The 22152-nt window shown below is 73.0% G+C and carries 21 protein-coding genes; 8 read left to right on the plus strand and 13 right to left on the minus strand.

Going from position 1 to position 22152, the window contains the following annotated elements:
* Positions 1-2: 2 nt before the first annotated feature.
* Positions 3-1085, minus strand: coding sequence for a pyridoxal-phosphate dependent enzyme (locus KIT14_09470; protein ID MCW5890768.1), 1083 nt, complete (start codon positions 1083-1085; stop codon positions 3-5).
* A 196-nt stretch (positions 1086-1281) separates the two neighbouring features.
* On the opposite strand from KIT14_09470, the gene KIT14_09475 reads away from it, so the two are divergent.
* From KIT14_09475 to KIT14_09490, 4 genes are all read left to right on the plus strand, one after another.
* Positions 1282-3558 (plus strand): sulfatase-like hydrolase/transferase, encoded by a 2277-nt coding sequence (locus tag KIT14_09475; protein ID MCW5890769.1) that lies wholly within the window; start codon positions 1282-1284, stop codon positions 3556-3558.
* Positions 3559-3651: 93 nt separating this feature from the next.
* Entirely contained in the window at positions 3652-4035 is a 384-nt protein-coding gene (locus KIT14_09480; GenBank protein MCW5890770.1) for a hypothetical protein, read from the plus strand.
* A gap of 82 nt (positions 4036-4117) precedes the next feature.
* The gene (locus tag KIT14_09485; GenBank protein ID MCW5890771.1) at positions 4118-5581 is read left to right on the plus strand and encodes a TolC family protein; all 1464 of its coding nucleotides are present in this window, start codon (positions 4118-4120) and stop codon (positions 5579-5581) included.
* A 1-nt stretch (position 5582) separates the two neighbouring features.
* Positions 5583-6848, plus strand: coding sequence for a copper oxidase (locus KIT14_09490; GenBank protein ID MCW5890772.1), 1266 nt, complete (start codon positions 5583-5585; stop codon positions 6846-6848).
* Positions 6849-6860: 12 nt separating this feature from the next.
* On the opposite strand, the gene KIT14_09495 is transcribed toward KIT14_09490, so the two are convergent.
* Both KIT14_09495 and crcB read right to left on the minus strand, forming a co-directional pair.
* Complete coding sequence (locus KIT14_09495) at positions 6861-7838, minus strand: alanine racemase (GenBank protein ID MCW5890773.1); 978 nt, start codon at positions 7836-7838, stop codon at positions 6861-6863.
* Positions 7835-8209, minus strand: coding sequence for a fluoride efflux transporter CrcB (gene crcB / locus KIT14_09500; GenBank protein MCW5890774.1), 375 nt, complete (start codon positions 8207-8209; stop codon positions 7835-7837). The genes KIT14_09495 and crcB overlap by 4 nt, the downstream gene beginning before the upstream one ends.
* 72 nt (positions 8210-8281) lie before the next feature.
* Here crcB and KIT14_09505 point away from each other — a divergent pair, with 72 nt between their 5' ends.
* From KIT14_09505 to KIT14_09515, 3 genes are all read left to right on the plus strand, one after another.
* Positions 8282-8728 (plus strand): transcriptional repressor, encoded by a 447-nt coding sequence (locus KIT14_09505; GenBank protein ID MCW5890775.1) that lies wholly within the window; start codon positions 8282-8284, stop codon positions 8726-8728.
* A gap of 470 nt (positions 8729-9198) precedes the next feature.
* On the plus strand, positions 9199-9765 hold the full coding sequence (locus tag KIT14_09510) for a hypothetical protein (GenBank protein MCW5890776.1): 567 nt from the start codon (positions 9199-9201) through the stop codon (positions 9763-9765).
* Positions 9765-10337, plus strand: a complete 573-nt coding sequence (locus KIT14_09515) for a sulfotransferase (protein ID MCW5890777.1) — start codon at positions 9765-9767, stop codon at positions 10335-10337. The genes KIT14_09510 and KIT14_09515 overlap by 1 nt, the downstream gene beginning before the upstream one ends.
* A 9-nt stretch (positions 10338-10346) precedes the next feature.
* On the opposite strand, the gene KIT14_09520 is transcribed toward KIT14_09515, so the two are convergent.
* Positions 10347-10640: a hypothetical protein gene (locus KIT14_09520; GenBank protein ID MCW5890778.1), complete on the minus strand. Its 294-nt coding sequence runs from the start codon at positions 10638-10640 to the stop codon at positions 10347-10349.
* Positions 10641-10718: 78 nt separating this feature from the next.
* Between KIT14_09520 and KIT14_09525 the strand changes: the two genes are divergently transcribed.
* Positions 10719-11585, plus strand: a complete 867-nt coding sequence (locus tag KIT14_09525; GenBank protein ID MCW5890779.1) for a zf-HC2 domain-containing protein — start codon at positions 10719-10721, stop codon at positions 11583-11585.
* Here the strand turns inward: KIT14_09525 and KIT14_09530 are convergent.
* The 9 genes from KIT14_09530 to KIT14_09570 all read right to left on the minus strand — a co-directional run bounded on the left by KIT14_09530 (position 11563) and on the right by KIT14_09570 (position 22101).
* Complete coding sequence (locus KIT14_09530; GenBank protein ID MCW5890780.1) at positions 11563-12087, minus strand: hypothetical protein; 525 nt, start codon at positions 12085-12087, stop codon at positions 11563-11565. The two genes, KIT14_09525 and KIT14_09530, sit on opposite strands and share 23 nt — an antisense overlap.
* A 6-nt stretch (positions 12088-12093) precedes the next feature.
* On the minus strand, positions 12094-12945 hold the full coding sequence (locus tag KIT14_09535; GenBank protein ID MCW5890781.1) for a metal ABC transporter permease: 852 nt from the start codon (positions 12943-12945) through the stop codon (positions 12094-12096).
* Complete coding sequence (locus tag KIT14_09540; protein MCW5890782.1) at positions 12942-13661, minus strand: metal ABC transporter ATP-binding protein; 720 nt, start codon at positions 13659-13661, stop codon at positions 12942-12944. The genes KIT14_09535 and KIT14_09540 overlap by 4 nt, the downstream gene beginning before the upstream one ends.
* Positions 13658-14674, minus strand: coding sequence for a zinc ABC transporter substrate-binding protein (locus KIT14_09545; protein ID MCW5890783.1), 1017 nt, complete (start codon positions 14672-14674; stop codon positions 13658-13660). Before KIT14_09545 ends, KIT14_09540 begins: the two co-directional genes overlap by 4 nt.
* 11 nt (positions 14675-14685) lie before the next feature.
* Positions 14686-16191 carry a hypothetical protein gene (locus KIT14_09550; protein MCW5890784.1) on the minus strand — a complete coding sequence of 502 codons (1506 nt, stop codon included), beginning with the start codon at positions 16189-16191 and terminating at the stop codon, positions 14686-14688.
* Between the two features lie 114 nt (positions 16192-16305).
* On the minus strand, positions 16306-16602 hold the full coding sequence (locus KIT14_09555; GenBank protein MCW5890785.1) for a hypothetical protein: 297 nt from the start codon (positions 16600-16602) through the stop codon (positions 16306-16308).
* Between the two features lie 80 nt (positions 16603-16682).
* A complete protein-coding gene (locus tag KIT14_09560; GenBank protein ID MCW5890786.1) occupies positions 16683-17075 on the minus strand; it encodes a hypothetical protein in 393 nt (130 codons plus the stop codon).
* The gene (locus KIT14_09565; protein ID MCW5890787.1) at positions 17072-18145 is read right to left on the minus strand and encodes a HEAT repeat domain-containing protein; all 1074 of its coding nucleotides are present in this window, start codon (positions 18143-18145) and stop codon (positions 17072-17074) included. The genes KIT14_09560 and KIT14_09565 overlap by 4 nt, the downstream gene beginning before the upstream one ends.
* Positions 18146-18327: 182 nt before the next feature.
* Positions 18328-22101, minus strand: coding sequence for a CehA/McbA family metallohydrolase (locus tag KIT14_09570; GenBank protein MCW5890788.1), 3774 nt, complete (start codon positions 22099-22101; stop codon positions 18328-18330).
* Between the last annotated feature and the right edge of the window lie 51 nt (positions 22102-22152).

Consider the following 22152-nt stretch of genomic DNA (forward strand, 5'->3'; position numbering starts at 1 on the left):
GCTCAGGCGGCGCGGGCGTCGTCGTCCCGGAAGAAGCGGTGGAACGGCACCGGCAACGTCCGCCAGTCGGGCAGCGGCCCGAGCGTATCGGCGGGATCGACGCTGCTGAACGTGTTCCAGAAGAGCAGCGTGCGATCGCGCCACGGCGGCGTCGCCGCGCGCGCGAGCAGCGCCGCGAGGCACTTGCCGGTGTACGTCGTCTCGAGACGCACGTCTTCGAGCTCGCGAGCGAGATCGCGCGCCGCCTCCGCCGCGGCGGTCGGCGCGCCGTAGGCGGGGCCGACGAAGTCGCGGTCGATGGCGAAGTCTTCGAGCGAGAGCGGGGGCGCCGCGACCTCGGGCGCGAGGCGCCGGGCAGCGGCACGGGCGAGCGCGCGCAGCCGCCGCGGCGACGGCGGCAGGATGTCGGTGACGAGGACGCCGACGACGCGCGTGCGCAGGCCCGCGAGGCGCAGCCCGAGGACGAGGCCCGCGACCGTGCCGCCGCTGCCGAGCGGGACGAAGATCGCGTCGGGCTCGGGCAGCGCACCCGCGGCGACCTGCTCCGCGAGCTCCAGCGCCGCATCGACGTAGCCGAGCGTGCCGAGCGCCGACGAGCCGCCGGTGGGGATCACCGCGAGCGGCTCGCCGCGCCAGCGGCCGCGCGCGAGCAGCATCACCCCGCGTCGCACGACGTCGGGTACGCCGGATGCGAGGTGCAGCTCGGCGCCCAAAAGGTGGTCGATGAGCAGGCAATGACGCACGTGCGGCGTGACCGGCTGCGGGATCAGCACGAGCACGGTACGCATGCCGACGGCGCGCGCGCATGCGGCGGTGGCGAGGCCGTGATGCGTGCCGATGCCGCCGAACGTGATGACCGCACGCGATCCGGCCGCGCGTGCCGCACCCAGGAGCCATTCCAGCTTGCGTGGTTTGTTGCCGCCATACACGGCGCTCGTCCGGTCGTCGCGCTTGATCCACAGCCGCGAAATGCCGCGTGCGCCGCCGAGGCGGGCGAGCGGGGCGACCGGCGTCGCGCCGTCGACGAGCGTGACGCGCGGCAGACGGGTGGCGAGCGTGGGCCAACGTCGGAGCAGGGCGTTCATCGCGGCGTCACTTAGCACGTGCACATGCGGGTCTCAGCGCACGGTCGCCTGCGACCATGGTCGGCAGCAACGTAAGCGATCGTGCATGAACGCACGCGATGTGGCTTGCAGTCACACACGGCCAGCGTGCGAAAAGGCCGTCGTTTCGGCGTTTTTTCTTGACACTATGACGAGGCGTGACGTACGCGATTCCCCCATGCTCGTACGGGTGTTCCCAGGTCTGGTCGCTTTGTTCGTCTTCACCGTCGGAGGCCTGGTTGCACCGAGCAGCGCATCGGCCGCGGTTTCGTTCAAGCGTAACCTCGGACTCTGCGAGCCGCCGAGCGTCTTCTACTCCTCGCGTCACCAGGTCGGTGCGGTTCCCTGCTGCGCCTCGCAGCCGACCATCTGTCCCGGCGGCCTCGCGTGTCCCGCGGGCGGGATGTGTCTCGACGGCTCGGCGTGCATGCCGTCACCCGGCAAAACGCGGCCGAACATTCTGCTCTTCATCGCCGACGACCAGGGCGAGTGTCACTACGGCTCGGCGCGCGAGTGTCGCTCCACGCAGAGCGGTACGCCGATCCCCGCGCCCGCGACGCCGAATCTCGACGTCCTCACCGGCTACGGCACCACGTTCCCGATCGCGCACAACACCGCGGCATGGTGCTACCCGTCGCTCATGACGATGCTCACCGGGCGCTTCCAGAAGAGCTTCGGTGGCCGCAACTCGCGGCTCTCGTCGTACTTCGCGACGCTCCCGAGCGTCTTGAAGTCGCTGCCCGGCGACGACGCGCCTGCCGATCCGTGGGATGCGTCGCAGCGCATCGGCTCATACTGTACCTATCTGGGTGGCAAGTTCACTGCGTCGTCCGGGAATCCCGGCTTCGATGCCGGCGAGCGCGGCTCGGGGCATCGTCTCGGCCGACTCTCGTGTCAGCCCGGCGACGACGCCGAGCAGGAGCCGGAGTGCGGGACCGATCAGGACGAGACCTACACGCCGCTCACCGAGCGCGGCATCGAGCAGGTGTTCCAGTTCATCGACGACATGCTCTACAAGGTGCCGGGCACCACGGCGACGTTCACGTCGCAGCCGTTCTTCATCTGGTACGCGCCGCGCATCCCGCACCAGCCGCTGCGCGCCCCGGCCACCGTCGAGAGCTACCTCTTCGGGCCGCGCTTCAACGGCCTGGGCGGCCTGTTCGATCTCGGCCGCTTCTGCAGCGGCTCGACCTGCCCGCCCTTGGTCCGCGCGTTCGACGAGAGCAACTTCGGCTCGGTACGCGCCTTCTATGCCAACGTCTGGTGGGTCGACGACAACGTCCGCGAGCTACGCAAGTTCCTCGAGCGCGCCAGCCAGCCGCACTGCGTGGGGCGCAACGGCGAGGGCCGCTACGAGGTGACGTCGCCGCACACCTGTACCGGCACCTGGATCGACGGCGTCGAGCCGTCCCTCGCCCGCAATACGGTGATCATGTACCTGTCGGACAACGGGTGGCATCTGCCGAACTCGAAGCACCGCTTCGGCGAGAACGGCTACCGCACGCGCCTGATCGTCTTCGATCCGCGCACGCTGCCCGACCTGGCGTCGCATGCCCGTAACGTGCCGCCCTCGGGCGAGGTCTACGAGAGCTCGGCGGTCGCGCACACGACCGACCTGCTTCCCACGGCGCTCGGCTTCGCGATCGACTCGCCGACGCCCGTGGCGTGCCCGCCGGGCAACGATGGTTCGAGCTGCGACGGCCGCGACCTGCGCATGCAGCTCCGCACCGCGCCCGGTGGACCCGCCCCGTCGCGCGACCTGCGCGGGGCGCTCTGTGGGCACCAGACGCAGCGCGGGACGAAGGCGACGAAGTTCCGCTACTTCCTCTCCCGTCCGGACAGCGTCGGACGCTGCGTGAACACCGCCCAGCCGGCGTGCACGACGGCGACGGACTGCGTCCCGGGCAGCGCGTGTGTCGGCGGCTTCTGCGTCCGCGAGGACGAGCGCGCATGCTCCTCGACGTCGCAGTGTGCGGCCGGTGCCGCGTGTCTCGGCGGCCGCTGCCGTATCGCGCCGTCCTGCATGGACGACGCCGTCTGCGCCGCGCTCCTCCCCGGCCAGCCCACCACCTGCGCGGCGCCCGGGCAGAAGTACTGCGGCAACGCCCCGAACCAGGGCTGCGGGACGCCCGACGACTGCCCGGCATGCCCGACGGCGAACGGCATCGCGCTGCCCGCCTGCAACCGCGTCTGCAAGCCGCGCGTCCTCAAGTCGTACTTCTTCGGCAACCGTTTGGAGATGGTCGACCTCTTCGTCGACCCCGACGAGCGCGGGCGGTTCGGCGGCGACGCCGACAAGATGGCGCTGGCGGGGGCGCTCTCGAACCTGTCCGGCCCGTACGGTCCGACGCTGCGCCGGATGAGCTGCTGCCTCGACGACTGGTACGACTCCGGCGTCGGCTCGGTGTGTGCGAGCGGCTTCGCCTGCCCGGCCGATCTCACCTGCAACCAGTAGCGCTCGCGACGCCATGGCGGCGGCGGCGCGTCCGCCCGGACGCGCGGCGCCGCTTGCTCACCGGGGTTCGGCGGCGTACCACAGAAGCCGGTGATGCGTCGTCGATTCGCCGCCCGCGTGGCTCCGATCGCGGCTCTGGTCATGCTGCTGGCCGGCGTCGTGCTGTGCCCCACGCGCTGTCTCGCCGGCGACGGGTCCACGCAGACTGCGCCGCCGCCCTGCCATCACGACGCCGGCGGCACGGACGGCGCGGGAGCGCTGCCGCCGGCCGCACACGCCAGCTGCTGTGCGGCCGCGCTTCAGGCTCCGGCCACGACCCCGAGCGCCCTCGCCCCCGTGCTGGCGGTCCTGCCCGCGCCGCCGCTCGGGTCGCTGCGCGCCGCGGCGGCCCCGTCGCTCGGCGATCCCGTGCGCTCCGGCGCGCGCGGCGCGCCGCCGGGACCGCTGTATCTGCGCCTGCGCACGCTCCTCGTTTGAGCTGCCCGTCCCGCCTTGCCGGCGGGATGATCGGCCCACCCGCAGCCCGGCCCCCCGGGGCCGGCTCGTCCGAGGAACGTGCATGTCTCGATCGTCTCTCGACCACCGGCGCGCGACGCCGGTCGCGCTCCGCCTCGGTCTCGCGGCACTGCTCGCCGCGGCGACCGCGTGCGGCCACGTGCGCCCCGAGGCCGCGTTCCCGGGGGTCCGCGACGCCGTCGTGGCGCGACTCGACCAACGCGTCCACTGGCGTCGGGGCACGGCGGAGGACGCCGCCGTGGACGCGGCCGTCGACGACCTGCTGGCACAGCCGCTGGACGTCGACGCCGCGGTGCAGGTCGCCCTCCTGCGCAATCCGAGCCTGCAGGCGACCTACGAGGATCTCGGCGTCGCCCAGGCGGACCTCGTGCAGGCCGGCCTCCTGCGCAACCCGGTGCTGACCGGTGCCTTCCGCTTCCCCGATCGCTCGCCGTCCGGGACCAACATCGAGATGGATCTCGCGCAGGAGTTCGTGAACCTCGTCTTCCTGCCGGCGCGCACGCGCATCGCGGCGGCGCAGGTGGTGGAGGTGCAGCACCGCGTGGCGGCCGAGGTGCTCGACCTCGCCGCCGAGGTGCGCGCCGCCTATTGGGATCTCGTGGCGGCGCACAACACCGTGGCGGTGCTGCGCACCGTGGCGGAGGTCGCCGACGTGTCACGCGCGCTCACCGAGCGCCTGCACGAGGCCGGCAACGTGAGCGAGCTCCAGCTCGCGAGCGAGACGGCGCTCGCGACCGAGCTGGAGTTGGAGGTCGCCCGTGCCGAGGCCGAGATCGCGCCGGCGCGCGAACGGCTCGGGCGGCTGCTCGGCGTCGGCGCGGGCGGCGGGTGGAGCGTGCCGGCGCAGCTCCCGGCCGTGCCGGAGGCGGAGCCGGACCTGCCGGCGCTCGAGGAGGCGGCCTACACCCAGCGGCCGGATCTCCTCGCCGTGCAGCAGGAGGTCGCCGTGCTGCGCGACGCGCTCGGGCTGCAGCAGGTGACGCGTTGGTTCCCGATCGCCGACGTCGGCGTCGCCGTCGAGCACGAGCGCGAGGGCACGTGGCTGGTCGGGCCGTCGCTCTCGCTCGTGCTGCCGATCTTCGACCAGGGCAACGCCGAGCGCGGCCGCCTCGAGAGCCAGCTGCGCCAGAGCGAGGCGCGGCTGGCGGCGCGCGGGCTCGACGTGCGCGCCGAGGTCGGCGCGGCGCGGGCCCGCGTCGCGTCGGCGCGGGCGATCGCGGGACGCTACCGCACCGCGCTGCTGCCGCTGCGCGCGCGCGTCGTCGCGCTCTCGATCGAGCACTACAACTACATGCTGCTCGGCCCGCTGGCGCTGCTCCAGGCGAAGCAGGCCGAGGTGGAGGCGCTGCGCGGCTACATCGAGGCGGTGCGAGACTTCTGGCTCGCCCGCACCGCGCTCGAGCGTGCGCTCGCCGCGCGGCTGCCGGTCGCCGTCGCCGCCGCGCCGGCGACCGACGGCGCACCCGCCGCCGACGCGCATCGGCACCACCACCACGGAGGACACTGACATGGCCACCCGCCGCCAGCTCCTGGGTTCGTTCCTCGCCGCCGCGGGCGCGAGCCTCGGCCATCGCCTCGCGCGCGCCGCCGAGCCGTTGCCCACGACGAGCACCACGCTCGCGCCCGGCGCGGCGGTGGCGCCGCCCCCGGTCGTCACGCCCGACGGTGCCAGCCTGCCGTTCGAGTGGAAGGACGGCGTGAAGGAGTTCCACCTCACGGCCGAGCCGGTGTGGCGCGAGTTCGCGCCGGGCATGCGCGTCAAGTGCTGGGGCTACAACGGCACGACGCCGGGCCCGACGATCGAGGCCGTCGAGGGCGACCGCGTGCGCATCCTGGTCACCAACAAGCTGCCCGAGCGCACCAGCATCCACTGGCACGGCGTGCTGCTGCCGCCCGGCATGGACGGCGTCAGCGGCCTCACCCAGCCCGCGATCATGCCGGGCGAGACGTGGGCCTACGAGTTCACGCTGCGCCAGCACGGCACGCAGATGTACCACCCGCACGCCGACGAGATGCTGCAGATGGCCGTCGGCATGATGGGCCTCTTCGTGATCCACCCGCGCGAGGCGGCGACGCCCCCGGTCGACCGCGACTTCGCGATCATGCTGCACGCGTGGGCGATCCATCCCGGCACCTACCGGCCCGATCCCGCGGTGATGCTCGACTTCAACATGTTCACCTTCAACTCGAAGGTCTTTCCCGCGACCGCGCCGCTCGTCGTGAAGACCGGCCAGCGCGTCCGCATCCGCTTCGGCAACCTGTCGATGGACGAGCACCCGATGCATCTCCACGGCTTCAAGTTCCGCGTCACCGGGACCGACGGCGGGCCGGTGCCGGCGTCGGCGCAGCTGCCCGAGACGACGACGCTCGTCCCGGTCGGCGCCACACGCGACATCGAGTTCGTCGCCGACGTGCCCGGCGACTGGGTGCTGCACTGCCACAAGTCGCACCACACGATGAACGCGATGGCGCACGACATCGAGAACACGCTCGGCGCGGATCAGCGCGGCGTCGAGGAGCGCATCCAGGCGCTGTTGCCCGGCTACATGGGCATGGGTCAACGCGGCATGTCCGAGATGCAGGACATGGCGCAGCACATGAAGGGTCCGAAGAACACGCTGCCGATGATGGCGGGCAAGGGGCCGTTCGGGAACATCGAGATGGGCGGCATGTTCACGATCGTGAAGGTGCGCGACGAGGTGAGCGCCGACTACGCCGACCCGGGATGGTACGAGCACCCCGAGGGCACGCGGGCGTGGAAGGTGCGGGCGTGACGCGCGCGCGGCCTACCAGCCGCGCAGGTCGACGGGCCAGGTCTCGACGACGCGCTCGCCGTCCACGATCTGCATCGCGGCGTGATACGCGACCGTCGGATCGACGTGCGCCGGCCACACCCGTACGCGCGTGCCGACGGGGACCGGCGGCGAGAAGGTGACGTGCTCGTCGGAGCAGAACCACACGCTTGCGCCCTCGATCGTCGGGTCGCCGTGGTCCATACCGAGCGCCTTCAGGCCGGCGTCGGCGACGGCGCGCTGCGGACCCGACGAGATCACCGTCGCGAGGATCGACAGCGCCGGACGGAACGGCAGCTCGAGCTTCGCGTAGGCCGTGTCCATGAGCGCATAGGAGCCGGCCTGCACCTCGGTCGGCGCGGCGTGCAGGTCGTACGTGCCCGTGCCGCCGGCGGAGACGACGTCGCCGCCGACCGCCGCGTGCGCGGCATGGAGGATCGCGCTGGCGGCCGCCGTCAGCTCGGCACGGCGGGCGCGCTCGGGCAGCAGCATCGCGTGGCCTTCGTAGCCCATGACCCCGCGCACCGAGAGGCCGCGCCGGCGCGCGTGATCGGCGAGGCGGGCGGCGTCGCCGGGGGCGCAGCCGCAGCGCGGCAGCCCCACGTCGACGTCGATCAGCACCTCGCGCACGCCGCCGGCGACGGCGGCGTCGATGGTGGCCTCGGAATCGACGGCGACGGTGACGCGCGCGTCGAGGCGGCCGAGGCGGCGCGCGTCGAGCACCTCGTTGGCCAGCAGCAGGTCCTGCCCGAGCCCGGCGGCGGCCATGCCCTCGACCTCGCGGATCGTGGCGCAGGTGAACCCGGACGCGCCGAGCGCCGCCTGGCGGCGGGCGAGGGCGGTGCACTTGTGCGCCTTCACGTGCGGGCGCAGACGCGGGCCGGGCAGAGCGGCGGCCATGGTGCGCAGGTTGGCGTCGAGCGTCGCGGCGTCGACGAGGAGCGCGGGCGTGGTGAGGTCGCGGATCGTCATGCCAACGCGCGACCGAGCCCGAGCCCGAGCACGGTCGCGGCGATGCCCACGACGATGCTGGCCGCGACGTAGACGCTCGCGAGGAGCAGGCTGCCCTCGCCCGCGAGCGTCACCGTCTCGATGCCGAAGGTGGAGAACGTCGTGTAGGCGCCGAGGAAGCCGGTGATGACCAGCGGCCGCACGGCGGGCGAGAGCACGCGGGCCTCGATGGCGCCGACCAGGAGGCCGATGAGGAAGCAACCGCTCACGTTCACGACGAACGTACCGTAGGGCAGCAGCACGCCCAGCCGCGTCGTCACGAGCGTGTTCACGAGGACGCGGGCGTTGGCGCCGACGAACCCGCCGATCCCCACCCACAGGGCCTCGATCAGCACGCGTCCGCCCTTCGCAGACCGACCGCCCTCGCGTTGCCATCATGGGCCTGCGGCGCTAGCCTCGCGCCCGTGCCGAAGCGCGCCCGGATCGACGTCGAGCAGGCCCGCGCCACGATCCGCGCCGCGGGCCTGCGCAGCACCGGCCCGCGCCTCGCCGTGCTCCAGCGGCTCGAGGCGGCGCGAACGCCGCTCAGCCACGCCGAGCTGGTCGCCGACCTCGCGTCCTCGGGCTTCGACCGCGCCACCATCTACCGCAACCTCATCGATCTCACCCAGGCTGGGCTGGTCACCCGCACCGACGTCGGCGACCACGTCTGGCGCTTCGAGCGCAAGCGCACCACGGCGTCGCGCGACGAGGCCGAGCACCCGCACTTCATGTGCACCGACTGCGGCACCGTCGCCTGTCTGCCCGGTGTCCGGGTGCGCATCAAGGCCGCGGGGTCGGGGAGGCGGCCGTCGGTCCTCTCGCGTGCGGTGTCGATCCAGCTGAAGGGGACGTGCGACCGGTGCGCGTGAGGGGGGCCTGGGAGGGGCGGCGTCGGGGCGCGCGGGCGACGGGGCACCGGGCTTCGCTTCGGCTCGCGCCGGCCGTAGCGCCGCATCCCTCCCGCACCGGCGCGCTCCGGACGCTTCACAGGCGCTCCGCCCGGCGCCCCGTCGCCCGCGCTACGGATGCGCGCACCTCGTCCCCACCAGACGCGCATCGGAGGCGTCGTGGCGTTGCCGGCTCGATCGCGGCGGGAGGGCCTTGCCGCTCCGCGGCGCACATCTCCACCTCCTTGCGTGGTTGCGCGGGCGTGCATCGTTGGCGGTGGTGATGCGGGGCGCGACGCCGCAGCGCGGGCGTCGATGCGGCGCCGCGACGGTCGGTCTGGCGGGAGGAGTGCGGCGGTGCGGCGAGCGGTGCGTTGCGATCGCGCCCCCCGCCACGACGAAACGACGCCCCCGCTGGACAGCCCGGCGCCCCCATGGCAGCCCTACCCCTCGTGAACGACGACGCACTGAACGATCGACGCAAGGCCCTCGAAGAGGAGTTCTTCCGCCGCGAGGAGCAGCGGCGCATCGACAAGCTGCGCGCGATGCGCGAGCGCGACGAGATGCGCAAGGTGCTGCGGGTGGCGACCGGGATCGATACCGACCAGGCGCTCGATCGGCTGATCGAGCTCGGGGTCGGGCCGGCGACGGTGACCGCCATCGGGCTCGTGCCGCTGGTCGCGGTGGCGTGGGCCAACGGCAAGGTCGAGACCGGCGAGCACGACGCCATCATGCAGGCAGCGCACGACGCCGGCGTGGCGAAGGGCTCGGAGGGCGAGGCGATGCTCAAGGCCTGGCTGCGCGAGAAACCCGGCGCGCACCTCGTCGACGCCTGGGTGGCCTACGTGCAGGGCTTCTGCGAGCGGCTGTCGCCGGCGGAGCGCGCACGGCTGAGGGACGACGTCCTCGGCCGCGCTCGGGTGGTGGCCGAGGCGTCGGGCGGGTTCCTCGGGTTCGGCAACCGGGTGTCGCCGGAAGAGGCGGACGTGCTCGCGTCGCTGGAGCGCGCGTTCTCCTGATGGCGCACACGTTCGTCACCCTGGTCTCCGGTCTGCCCCGCTCCGGCACGTCGATGATGATGAAGATGCTCGAGGCCGGCGGCCTGCCCGTCGTCACGGACGGTATCCGCACCGCCGACGAGGACAACCCCGAGGGCTACTACGAGCTCGAGCGGGTGAAGAAGCTCGAGAGCGACCAGAGCTGGCTGCCGGAGGCACGCGGCAAGGTCGTGAAGCTGATCTCGGCGCTCTTGAAGCACCTGCCCGGGAGCGAGCACTTCAAGGTCGTCTTCATGCGCCGCAGAATGGACGAGATCCTGGCGTCACAGCGGCAGATGCTGATCCGCCGCGGCAAGCCGACGGACGTGACGCCCGACGCCCAGCTCGCCACGTTCTTCGAGCGCCACCTGCGGCAGGTCGACGAGTGGATGGCGGTGCGGCCGAACGTCGAGGTGCTGTACGTCGGCTACAACGATCTCGTGCAGGACCCGGCGCCGCACGCGCAGCGCGTTGCGGCGTTCCTCGACTGCGGGCTCGACGCGACGAAGATGACGACCGTCGTGAGCGACCGTCTCTACCGGCAGCGCCGGTAGGCGGTCGGCTCAGTCGGACGACGGCAGCGGCTTCGCCTCCTTCAGCTCGAAGGGCTGGCCCTCGTAGCGGAGGTCGCACGCGCCGGCCTTGTTGACCAGCACCTCGACGGCGCCGTCGGCCGACTTGTAGCGCTTGCCGAGCTGGAGCTGGCCGCTGCCCGGCGTCGCGCCGTCGGCGAACGCGCCGCTGTTCTTGATGACGAGGGGCGTGTCGCCGTCGGTGAGCGCGCCCGGACCACCCTTCGTGACGATCATTTCGGCGCCGCCGGGCGTGACGTAGATCTTTCCGATCTGTGCAGGCATGGGCGGTGTCCCTACCAGAGCCGCCCCGCGGAGGAAAAGCACGGGCGCTCCGTACGTCGACGCGCTATACGGTTGCACGTGACGCATGCCGAGATATACGCCCGGCTACCGGCGTATGCGGCGGGAGAGCTCGACCCCGAGGTCACCGAGGTGATCCGGAACCATCTCGCCGGCGGCTGCGACGGTTGTCTGCGCGAGGTGTTCGCGCTGCCGCGCGAGCCGGTCCTGCGTCCGGCGAGCGTGCCGCACCGCCGGCCGCGTCTCGGCACGGCGCTGGCCGTCGGCGCCGCGCTGGTCGCCGCGGGCGTCCTCACTGCGTGGCGGCTCCATGCGGCGCGGATCAAGGACGCCGAGGCCCGGGTCGCCGCGTCCGACCTTCTCTCGCGCGAGCTGGCGGCGCTGCGCAGCGACCAGACGACGCTCTCCGACGCGCTCGCCCGCATCGAGCGCACGCTCGATCGCACCGACGCCGATGCCGCCGCCACACGCGAACGCGCGGAGCTGATCGGCCGCCTGGCGGGCGTCGAGGATCGCGTCGCGGGGCTGGCGCGGCAGGGCGAGGTGCTCGCCGAGCTCGTCGCCACGCCGCGCGCGCGCCAGCCCGTCGACGAGCTGCTGACGGCGCCGGGGGCCCGCGTCCACGCGCTCGTGCCCGCGCCGCCAGGACGCGACGGCCGTGGCTACGCGGTGTGGGCGCCCCTGCGCCCGGTGCTGCTCGTGCACGGCTTCGGCCTGCCGCCGCTCCCCGCGGGCGAGACCTATCGCGTGCGCGTCCGCATCGACGACGACACCACGGTCTCGGTGCCGAAGGTCGCGCTCGACGGCGACGGCCGGCTCGCCGCGGTCGTCATGCTGCCCGAGGTGGAGAACGAGGAGGTCACCGACGTCGAGCTGGTCTCCGACCCCGGCGGCCGTGTCGTGCTCACCTCGCGGCCGGAGAGCTGAGCGCGGTCGGGGTCCAGTCGCCCACGAGGGCCTCGGCGACGGCGCGCGCAGCCAGGCCGAGCGCGTCGGCGACGGTCGGGGCGCCGCGTGTCGGCACGATCCAGCGGTCGCGGTGCAGCCGCCAGAGCACGGCGCCGTCCCCCGGGGCCTGCAGCGTCGCGTCGAGATCGACGTCGACGAACTCGCCGCGCGGCGTGTCGGGCACGAACCGCCGCAGCGTGACGCGCAGCTCGGCCGCGTCGCCGTCGTCCGGTGCGACGGCGAAGCCGCGCGCGGCGAGCACGGCCGCGAGGTCGCGGGCGAGGACGTCGGGAGCGGTGACGACGGGCCGCCCGAGCAGCATGGCGACGTCCCACCGGCCGCTGACGACGAGCTGGTCGCCGGTGCGGTTGTCCGGCGCAACGATCGCGATGCGCGCCGGGGGATGGGGCGGCGGCGCGATCGGCGGCCGCGCGCAGGCGACGGCGGCGACGACGACGAGCAGGGCGAGAGGCCGGGGCATGACGGCTCAGCTCGCGTGCCGTCGCGCGCGCAGCGGCGCGGTGAGGGCGAGCAGGGCGCAGAGCAGGGCGACGGTCATCTGGGCGGGGGGATAGTCGCCGTGGTGCGCGAGCACGAAGCCCGCGCCCGACGTCGCCAGCGCGACGGCGGGTGCCACGACGAAGAGCGGCCGCATCTCGCGGCACAGATTGCGGGCGACGAGCGCGGGCAGGACGAGGCACCCGAACGTGAACAGGACGCCGGCGCTGCGGATGCCCACGCCCACCGCGACCCCGACGGCGAGCGACAGCGCCACGTTCCAGCGCCCGACGCCGACGCCCACCGCCGCTGCCATCGCGGGATCGACGGCGAGGAGGAGCAGCGTGCGGTGCGTGCGCCGGATGGCGACGGCGGCGACCAGCACGAGCGCGCCGGTGACGAGGACGTCGGCGTGTCCGGCGCCGATGATGCTCGACGACAGGATGCGATGGACCTCTTCGAGGCCGTGCGGGCTGTGCGCGACCACCAGGATCGCGACGCTCGCGGCGAGCAGGTACACCCAGCCGGTCAGCGCCTCGTGGGTCGCGCCCGCACCGCCGCCGCGGGCGGTGAGCACCGCCGCCAGGGCGGACGAGGCGACGGCCATGAGCGAGAGGAAGCCGTCCGAGCGCATCCACGCCGCGTCGCCGCCGAGCTGGTCGCCGAGCCGGAACGCGACGGCCAGGCCGAGCACGGACGCCTGCGACACCGCCGCGCCGATGAAGATCTGGTCGCGCGCCACGACGAGGACGCCGAGCATCCCGAGGAGCACCGCGAGCAGCCAGCCGGTGATCCAGGCGGCGTGGAAGAGCGGCCAGGCCGCCAGGAAGTCGGCGATCACGGCACCCCTCCGGGACCCAGTCCGAAGACGCGGGCGAGGCGGTCGCCGCCGAGAACGGCGTCGCGCGGCCCGGCCGTGACCGTGCCCCGCTCGACGAGCGCCACGTGCGTCGCATGGCGCGCGGCGAGCGCGAGGTCGTGCGTCACGACGAGGACGGTCAGGTGCTCGGCGGCGTTCAGGTCCATGAGCAGGCGCAGCAGCGCGTCCTCGGCGCCGGGGTCGAGGTGGTTCGTCGGCTCGTCGAGCACGAGGAGGCTCGGGCGGCGGACGAGGGCGCGGGCGACCATGGCGCGCTGGCGCTCGCCGCCCGAGAGCGACCAGAGGTCTCGCCGCGCCATGTCCGCGAGACCGACGCGCGTGAGCGCCGCGGCGACGCGCTCCGACTCTTCGCGCGCCGGCAGCCGCGCGCCCACCGTGCCGAGCAGGACGAACTCGCGCACCGTCGTCGGCAGCACGGGATTCAGGTCGGCCCGCTGCGGCACGAAGCCCGTGCGCTCGCGGGCGGCGAGCGTCGGGTGCAGCGTCAGGCGGCCGGCGCGCGGCGGCAGCACGCCGACGATCGCCCGCAGGAGGGTGCTCTTGCCGGCGCCGTTCGGCCCGACGACGAACCACACCTCGCCCGCGTGGACGGTGAGGTCCACGTCGCGCAGCACCGGGCGGCCGTCGTACGCGAGCGCGAGGCCGTGCGCCGCGAGGACGACGGGGGCGTCGTTCATCCGCGGCCCGCCAGCGCGTCGACCACGTGGGAGACGTTCCAGTCGGTGACCGCGAGGTAATCGTCGACGCCGGGGCGGGAGCCGACCTGGTTCGCGAGCGCGACGACCTTCGCCTGTGTGTGCTCGGCGAGGAAGCGGGCGTGGCGCGGGTCGTAGTACGACGCGGCCAGGATCAGCCGCACGTCCTGCGCCTGCATCAGCTCGATCAGCTCGGCCAGGTGCCGCGTCGTGGGCGGGATGCCGGGCTTGGGCTCCATGTGGCCGACGACGACGAGCCCGAAGCGGCGCGCGAAGTAGGGCCACAGCGGGTGGTCGTCGACGGCCTTGGTGCCGCGATACGGCCGCATCGCGCCGAGCCAGCCGCCGAGGGCCCCGGCGTCGCCCGCGCCGGCGAGGAAGGCGTCGAGCTTGTCGTAGTCGGCGAGCTGCACGAGCTTCTCCCACTCGGCGTACTTCTGCACGAGCGTCTCGCCGAGGAGCTTCGTGCCCACGGCGGTGCGGAACGCGTCGTAGCGCGTGCCGAACGCCGCCGCCTGCTCGGGAACGAGTCGTGCGAGGCGATCGCGTACGGCGCCGGCGACGCGCAGCCCGTTCATGGGATCGGTGAGGTAGTGCGGGTTGCCGTAGGGGTGGACGTCGCCCATCGAGCGGTCGACGGTACCGCTCGGCACCTCGGCGGGCGTGATCGCCGTCGCGGCGTCGAGGTAGCCGGGGCCGCCGGGTCGTACGGCGGCGTTGCGGGCCTGGTCGAGGAGCGCGGGCAGCCAGCCGATCTCGACCTCGAGGCCGTTCAGCACGAGGAGCTGGCAGCGGCTCAGGTCGCGCACGAAGCTCGGCTTGGCCTCGACGAAGTGCGGATCCTCCGTGCCGCGTGCGAACGTGACGATGGTGACGTCGGGACCGCCGACGCCGGTCGTGATGCTGGCGAGGTCCGGGGTGGTGGCGCAGACGCGGAGCGGCTCGGCGTGCGCCGCAGCGGCCGCGAGGACGAGGAGCGCGAGGACGCGGATCATGACGTCGCCTCCTAATAGCGGTGCGCCGGATGCTGGCCGAAGAGGATCTCGAGACCGAGCCAGACGGTGCTCTGGTCGGGATCCGACAGCCAGTCGGCGTGGTCGTAGTTGTACTGGAGCCGCAGGCGGGAGAACTCGGTCGGGTTCCAGGTGAGGAGCGGCGAGACGCGCAAGCGATCGGCGCGGTTCGGGTCGTTCTGGCGCCCGCCGACGCTGGGGCCGCTGCCGGTCGCGTACTCGAAGCGGACGCCCGTAGCCCAGCCGTAGTGGAAGCCCCAGAGGAGCTGCGAGTAGAAGCCCCAGTCGTCCAGCGTCGCCGGGGGCAGGTCGAGGTCCTCGTGCGGGTCGTGGACGGCGTTCGCCTTGAAGTTGCGCGCCATCACCTCGGACTGCCAGGTCACGTACGGCCAGCCGCGGAAGTTCGACGACGGCAGCCACTTCACCGTGAGGTCGCCGCCATAGATGGTGGTGCGGCCGGTCGGACCCGAGTCGTTCGGGCCGAACAGCGCGGAGCCGCCGAGGAGCGCGGTCGTCGAGTCGGTGAGCGTGAAGGCGTTCTCCCAGCGCGTCAGGTAGAGGAGATCGCCGAGGTCGCTGACGTCGCGCCCGAACGCGGGGCGCAGCCCGACGGTGGTCGGCTCGTCGTCGACCTCCGCGTCGCCGTGCGCGTGATCGTGGCCGCCGCCCGTGTCGCCGAGGAAGCTGACGGCCGTCTCGCCGCCCGCGTTCTGCGCCCCGAGGTGCACCTGCGAGAACCAGGGCAGCGGCGCCAGCCAGCCGAGGCGGACGCCGGGATTGCGCAGGCCGTCCGGCCCGAAGAAGCGCGAGTTCACGACCGGCTGATCGATCCACGGCCACTGGTGCGGATGCGTCGGGTTGATGCGGCCGAAGTCGGTGAGGAACTGTCCGGCCTGGATCTGGAGGCCGTACGGGAGCGCCTGCGTGGTCGCGAACGCCTCCTCGAGCTCGACGGCGTCGGGCGTGAAGACGATGTGGGCCTCGCCGGTGAAGTACGGGTCGACGGCGCCCGACAGCGACAGCTCGGCCTGCTGGAGGGTGAAGCCGCGGCGATTCGGATCGTGGCCGCCGCCCTGGAGCTGGCCGAGCTCCTCGTCCGTCGCGGTCGACGCGCCGACGGCGACCATCGTGTCCATCGCGAGGTCGATGAGCCGCAGGTTCGCGCCGGTCGCGCCGAGCGGCGTCGAGGCGATCGCCGGCCCCGGCGACGTACCGGGCGTCGTCGGACCGGCGGCGGGCGGCGGCGCGCTCGCCCGGGCCTCCTCGAGCGCGCGATCGAGCGCGGTGGCGGGCGCCGCCGTTGCGGTCGGCTTCGGCGGCGCGGCCGTCGCGCCGGTGGCCGCCGGGCGGGCTTCGAGCTTCTCGATGAGACGCTCCTGACGCTCGAGCATCTCCTGCATCTGACGCATCTGTCGCTTCATGGCGTCGAGCTCCTGCTTGAGCTCGCCGACGGTCTGGGCGCCGGTCTGTGCCGGCCAGGACAGGCCCATGGCCAGCACGATCGCGGCCGTGGAGCCTCTCGCGGTGCTTCGCATCGCAACCTCGCTGTGGTGACGGACGACGGACGACATGCCGTCCCCACGCCCGCGGAAGTCGCGCGTGCGAGGGCGGCGCTACGCTGCGGCTCGTCGCACGAGGGCTGGCGGCCCGCGGCCCGCGGGCGTCGGCCGGTCGACGCCGCCGTAGCTCGGCGGCGTCGTCGCCCGCAGCGTCGTCGCGGTGAGCACCGTGCCGCCCGATGTGGGCGTGGCCGGCGTCAGCGCCGGCGCGTGGGTGACGACGCAGACCGCGCAGTGCTCGCGTGACTGCTCGTCGCGGTGCGCATGCCCTTCGAGGAAGAGCGGCACGAGCAGCAGCACCGCCAGCACGAGCGACAGCACACGGGCGCGGCGATGCGTGACGCGAGGCACGACCGCATGCCTCTTAGGCAGGCGACCCGATACGGGTCAAGCGTCCGACACTGAGACGCATCCGAGTTGCAACGAACGCGTCAGTGCGGCGGACAGAGATCGAGCGCCAGTAGGAACAGGTCGGACGAGCCGGAACGGCGTTCCGCGAGGATGGTGACCGTCTGCTCCGGGCGCGCGTTGGCGAAGCGGGAGAGCAGCTCGCGCGAGCCCTGGAGCACGACCTTCTGGCCGACGGTGTCGTCGTTCGTCTGCTCCGCGAAGCCGAACGTGCGCAGATCGGACACGGCGAACGGGTGGTCGGTGCCGAGCGCCGAGACGACGAGCGCCGTCGCGCCGCCGGCGTCCGCGGCGGCGCCGGCGCTGCGATGGCCCTGGAGCCGGACGATCTCACGGCTGGGCGTACGCTCGGGACCGTGGCCCACGAGCGCGACCCAGAGGACGGCCCACACGGCGGCGCGACGGAGACGCGTCACTCGTGCACGTGCCCCTTCGGAAGGCCGTCTTCCACCAGATGGCGCACCGCCTCGTCCGGATGCGTGGTGCGGATGCGGACCAGCATCGGATCGTCGGGCGCGATGCCCGTGAGCATCAGCAGGGTGACCGCGTAGGTCGGCACCTCGGGACGGCCCGACCACGCGAGCCGCTCGAAGGTCTCCTGCGCCGGCCGGCCCCCGATCGCGCTGATCGAGCGGCCGGCGGCCTGTCGGACCGGCCAGTCGCCCTGAAGGAACGTCTTCTCGAGGAGCGCGAGCGTGCGCGGATCCGTGGCGTTCGCGAGCGCCTCCGCGGCGGCGACGCGGACGTCGGCGTCCGGGTCGGCGAGCGCGAGCCGGGCGACCCGCTCGGCGCTGCCGGCCGCGTTCGTCGCCACCAGGGCGCGTGCGGCGGCGGCACGGGCGCCCGGATCGGGTCCCGCGAGCGCGGCGTCGAGCTCGTCTGCCGTCGGCGGGGAGCCGAGTTCGCGCAGCGCCACCCACGACGCCTCGAGCGTCGCCGCATCCGGCGCCGGCAGCGTGCGCAGCACGGTCGCGAGCGTCGTCAGCTCCGCGGCGGCGACGCCGCGCACGAGGGCGACGCGGACCCAGCTCGGCAGATCGGTGCGCTGGAGCGCCGCCGTCAGTCGCTCGCGCTCCGCCTCGGACAGCGTGGCCGCGAGGTCCGGCACGCCGGGCAGTGCGAACGCGCCGTCGGCGACGACGCGCGGCAGGCGGGCGCCGATCTCGTCGAAGACGAGGGCCCGGCGGCGGGCCGCGCGCTCCGCCGGATCGGGTGCCGGCGCCGTCGTCGCCTCGGCGATACGGGACACGACGCCGGCCGCCTCGGCGACGTCGGTCGCGCCGCCGGCGAAGACGCCCTCGCGGCCCTGCACCGCCTCGACGTAGCGGCCACCCGGCGGCAGCGCCGCCGCGAGCGAGGACGAGCGCGCGGCCGGCGCGAGGAAGAGCAGCACCGCGTCGCCGACGCGCAGCAGGTCGGGGGTGGACGAGAGGTCGCGCCGCTCGACCACCTGCACGTCGGCGGCGTCGCGCTCGCCCTTCAGCACGCGGTCGGCGCGGACGCGGGCCAGTGCGATGCGGCCCTCGTCGAAGGTACGGACCTCGGTGACGGCGCCGAGGACGACGAGCCGCGCGCGGGCGAGGAGCTGGGCCAGCGCCGGGGGCCGGTCCGTCGCCGCGTGGGCGACGGACGCGGCCCCGAGCAGCAGGGCAGCGAGGAGACGTCGAATCAGGGGTTGACCCGGAGGCCGGGTGCCGTCCAGCCCCCGCCGTCGACGTCCACGAAGAGCGGGTTGGTGAAGGCCAGCGTGGTCATGCCGAGCTCGCCGAGGTTGCCGTCGGTGAGGTTGGCGAGCGTCGTGTTGCCGGTGGTCCGCAGGCTGTTCGGCGAGACGGGGAAGAGCGGCCGCGAGACGCCGTCGGTCCCCTTCACCATGGCGACGATCCAGACGTCCTCGGTGAGGCCGGTCAGGTTGAAGACCGCCGTCGCCTCGAGGCGGTCGGCACCCGGCACGGACGGATGCACGTTGACGAGGGTGGGGCTCACGTTCTGCGTGTAGTCCGGCGTGATCGCGTAGCGCTTCACGGACACCGGGCCGTTGCCGGACTCCTTGGTGGTCGTGCTGCGGGTCGTGGTCGAGTTCACGTAGAGCTCGACCTTGTCGAACTCCGCCCAGGTCGGGCTCTGGACGTCGACCGTGACCGTGACGTTGCCGTCGGTGGTGCTGATGAGCGTCGGCAGCGCGAGGTCGAGGCCGGCGGTCTGCGCCGTCGAGGCGGCGTCGGCGGTGATGCGGACGAACGGCCCGTTGGTGCCGACGCTGCGGCCGTCGTTGACGTTGGCCGACAGCGTCTCGGCGATCGCGCTCAGCGAGCCCGGATCGTCGGTGGGCGAGGCGACGTAGTTCCGCGGCGAGCCCACCTGGACGATCACCTTGCCGTGCGTGTCGGAGTCGGAGACGCCGGTGCGGACGATCCCCTGGTTCAGGAGATTGAACCAGTCACCGGCGTTCTGCCCGAGGAAGTAGGTGTAGATGTGGCCGCGGTCGTCGCCGATCCACACCTCCATCGCGTCGTAGCTGGCGTCGAAGTAGTTCGGGATCGACGGATCGAGCCGGCGCGCCGGGCCGATGATCGACGACGACGGCGAGGCCGGCGGCGACACGCCGGTGTCGATGGCGAGACCGGAGTTGCCGTCGATGCCGAAGTGGCTGTGGATGTGGTTCAGCTGCACCGTGTTGGTGCCCGGATCGGCCTTCGCGGCCGCCACGATCTGTGCCGGCGTCAGGTTGAAATAGCCGTAGGCGGGGAAGTCGAAGCCCGCGGGCGCGGCGCCGCCGTGGTCGACGCTGCCGCCGTTCACCTGCAGCGGGTCGATCGTCATCGGCCAGGCGTTGAAGTGGCCGTAGTCGAAGGTCGTGATCTCGCCGCTCACTGCCGTGCCGACCAGCGCGGTGGCGCCCATGGCGTCGACGTCGGGCTGGAAGCTCGTGCGGATGTCGTGGTCGGACGGGGTGAAGAAGTCGAGACCCTCGGCGAGCACGGTCTTCACGCGGTCGCTGCGCGAGACCTCGCTGTCCGGGCTGTCGATCGAGTGGACGTGGAAGTCGGCCGTGACGAAGCCGGGCGAGTCGATGACGCGGGCGATCTTCGCGTTGACCGTGGTGGTGGCGCCCGCGGTGATCGTGACGTTGTGCTTGTCGACCGAGAACTCCTGGCCGCGCGAGACGACGACCTGGTAGCTGCCCGGCTCGAGCGCGACGGCGCCCGTGGTGCCGCTCTGGTTCATGAAGTGGGCTTGGGCCAGACCGAACGGCAGGGCGTCGGGGCCGCCGTCCATGAACAGCGACGTCGACACGTTGATGAGGCCGAAGATGCTCTGGGTGTTGCGCGGCGTCGGGCTCGGATCGAAGCCGACGACGGTGACCTTGCCGGGGATCGGGCTGCTCGTCTCGTCGACGAGATTGACGACCAGCGTGCCGGTCGCCGGGATCGCCATGTTGCGCGTCACCGTGCCGTAGGCGGCGACCGACACCGTGTGCTCGGCGGGCGTGCTGCCGCCGCCCTCGAACGGCGAGCCTTCGACGTTGGCCATCACCTGATAGGTGCCGGGCGCGACGGACGCCGAGTAGCGGCCCGTCATGTCGGTGTAGGCGTGGGTGACGACGTTGCGCGTGAGGCCGGTTGGGCCGCCGCTGCCGGGGCCGAGGACCGTCACCTGGAGGCCCGGCACGCCGACGCCGCCGGCCGTGACGGTCCCCTCGATGCGCCCGGCAGGCAGCAGCAGGGCCCGGTTGCGGGCGTCGAGGACCGACGACACCGAGCCGTCGCCGACGATGAAGTAGCGGCGGAACGTGATCGAGTCGCCCGGCGAGCCGTTCGCCGTCATCGTCCACGGCGGGGTCGCGGCGCCGATGACGGCGAGGACGACCTCGGTGCCGATCAGCGGCACGGCGACGCCGGCGGTCGAGAACGCCGACGACTGCGGCACCTCGTTGGTGTAGCCGTACGACACGCCCATGCCCTCGCCGACGCCGGCGTAGACGATGGTGTTGCAGGGGTTCGGCACGCCCACCGGGCAGCGCAGCGTGATCGTGGGCGAGCCGAAGCCGTAGGCGCCCTGGAACTGGCGCGAATGACCCGAGCCGTTCAGGTACTCGCCGAAGTAGATGCTGAGCGGCGACGCGCCGGTGTTGTGCACCGTGGTCTCGACGCGCACCCAGTTGCGGCCGGGCTCGAGCACGTAGTCGGTGACGATCTCGACGGGCAGGTCCGTGTCGTTGGCGGCGGCCGGGAACGGGAAGCCGAAGTCGGCGACCACTGTGCTCGGGTTGATGAAGTCGAGGAGGTCGTCGACGCCGGTGGCGCGCAGGATGGCGGCCTGGCCGTCGCTGCCGTCGTTGACGATCGTCAGGTTCGTGTAGTGCGCGGTGTTCTCGATGTTGAGCGACGTCGACCACTCCTCGAAGTTGTCGCGGTCGGGATCGAGGCCGGTGCGGACGAGGTCGGCGTCGATGATCTGGCCGCCGTACTGGCCGACGCCGAACAGGTTGCGCTGCACGCTCTGCACGACGACGCGGATGCGGTCGTTCGAGATCAGGTAGTCGCCGTTGCGGCAGCGGCTGAGCGGACCCTTCACGCACTCGCTCGCGGCGTCGGTGATCAGCTTCAGTGCCGACGTGGTGCCGGTGGGGCCGGCGCCGTACTCGACGGTGATGAGCGCATCGTCGCGCTGCGCGGTGACGCCGACGGCGCAGGCCGCGAGCCCGGTGCCCGTCGTCGCGCCGGTGCACGGTGCGCCGAGGGGGAGCGCGGCGACGACGGCGTCGGCGCACTGCGTGGGGATCTTCGCGGCGCTCTTGGCCGCGGCGGCGTCGACCTTCGCCGCGGTGTACGCGGCGCAATCGGTGGTGCCCGGGAGCTTGCCGCCGTTCACCTTGTCCTTGCAGCCGGCGATCAGCTTGTGGCGCTTGCCGAGGTACTTCTGCGTCTCCTTCGAGACGGCGGCCTGGCACTTCTGCTGCGGAGCGGGCAGCGAGCCCGAGTTCGCGTAGACCGTGGCGGCCAGCGCGAACGCCTGCGCCTCGTGCGTGTCGATGAGGCAGCTGGCGAGGTCGGCGCCGGTCGTCGTGCCGTAGCAGTCGCCGCCGAAGACCAGACCCGCGACGACCGCGTCGCTACAGGTCGCGACGATCTTCTGCGTGAGCTTCGCCTCGGCCTTCGTGATCGCCGCCGCGACGCCGGCGTCGAGCGCACAGTCGGTCATCGGCGGCAGCAGGCCCTTGCTCACCTTGTCCAGGCACTTGCCGAGCTGCTTCTGCACGTTCTTCAGCAGCACGCGGCCCTCGATCCCCGCCCGCTGCTTGCACTTCGTCTCGGCGACGGTGAGCGCGGCGCGGGCGGGGCCGGGCAGGGTCGAGATGGCAGCCGCCGTGACGAGCGCCACGGCGATCCCGACCCGGAGGCCGGGGACACGAGTACCTAGGGGCGACTGGCTCCGCATGCGCGGAGGTTCACAGACCGGTAACCGGACTGTCAAGGAAAACGCTTGCGA

This window comes from bacterium (genome assembly GCA_026129405.1).
GTDB lineage: Bacteria > Desulfobacterota > Binatia > DP-6 > DP-6 > JAHCID01.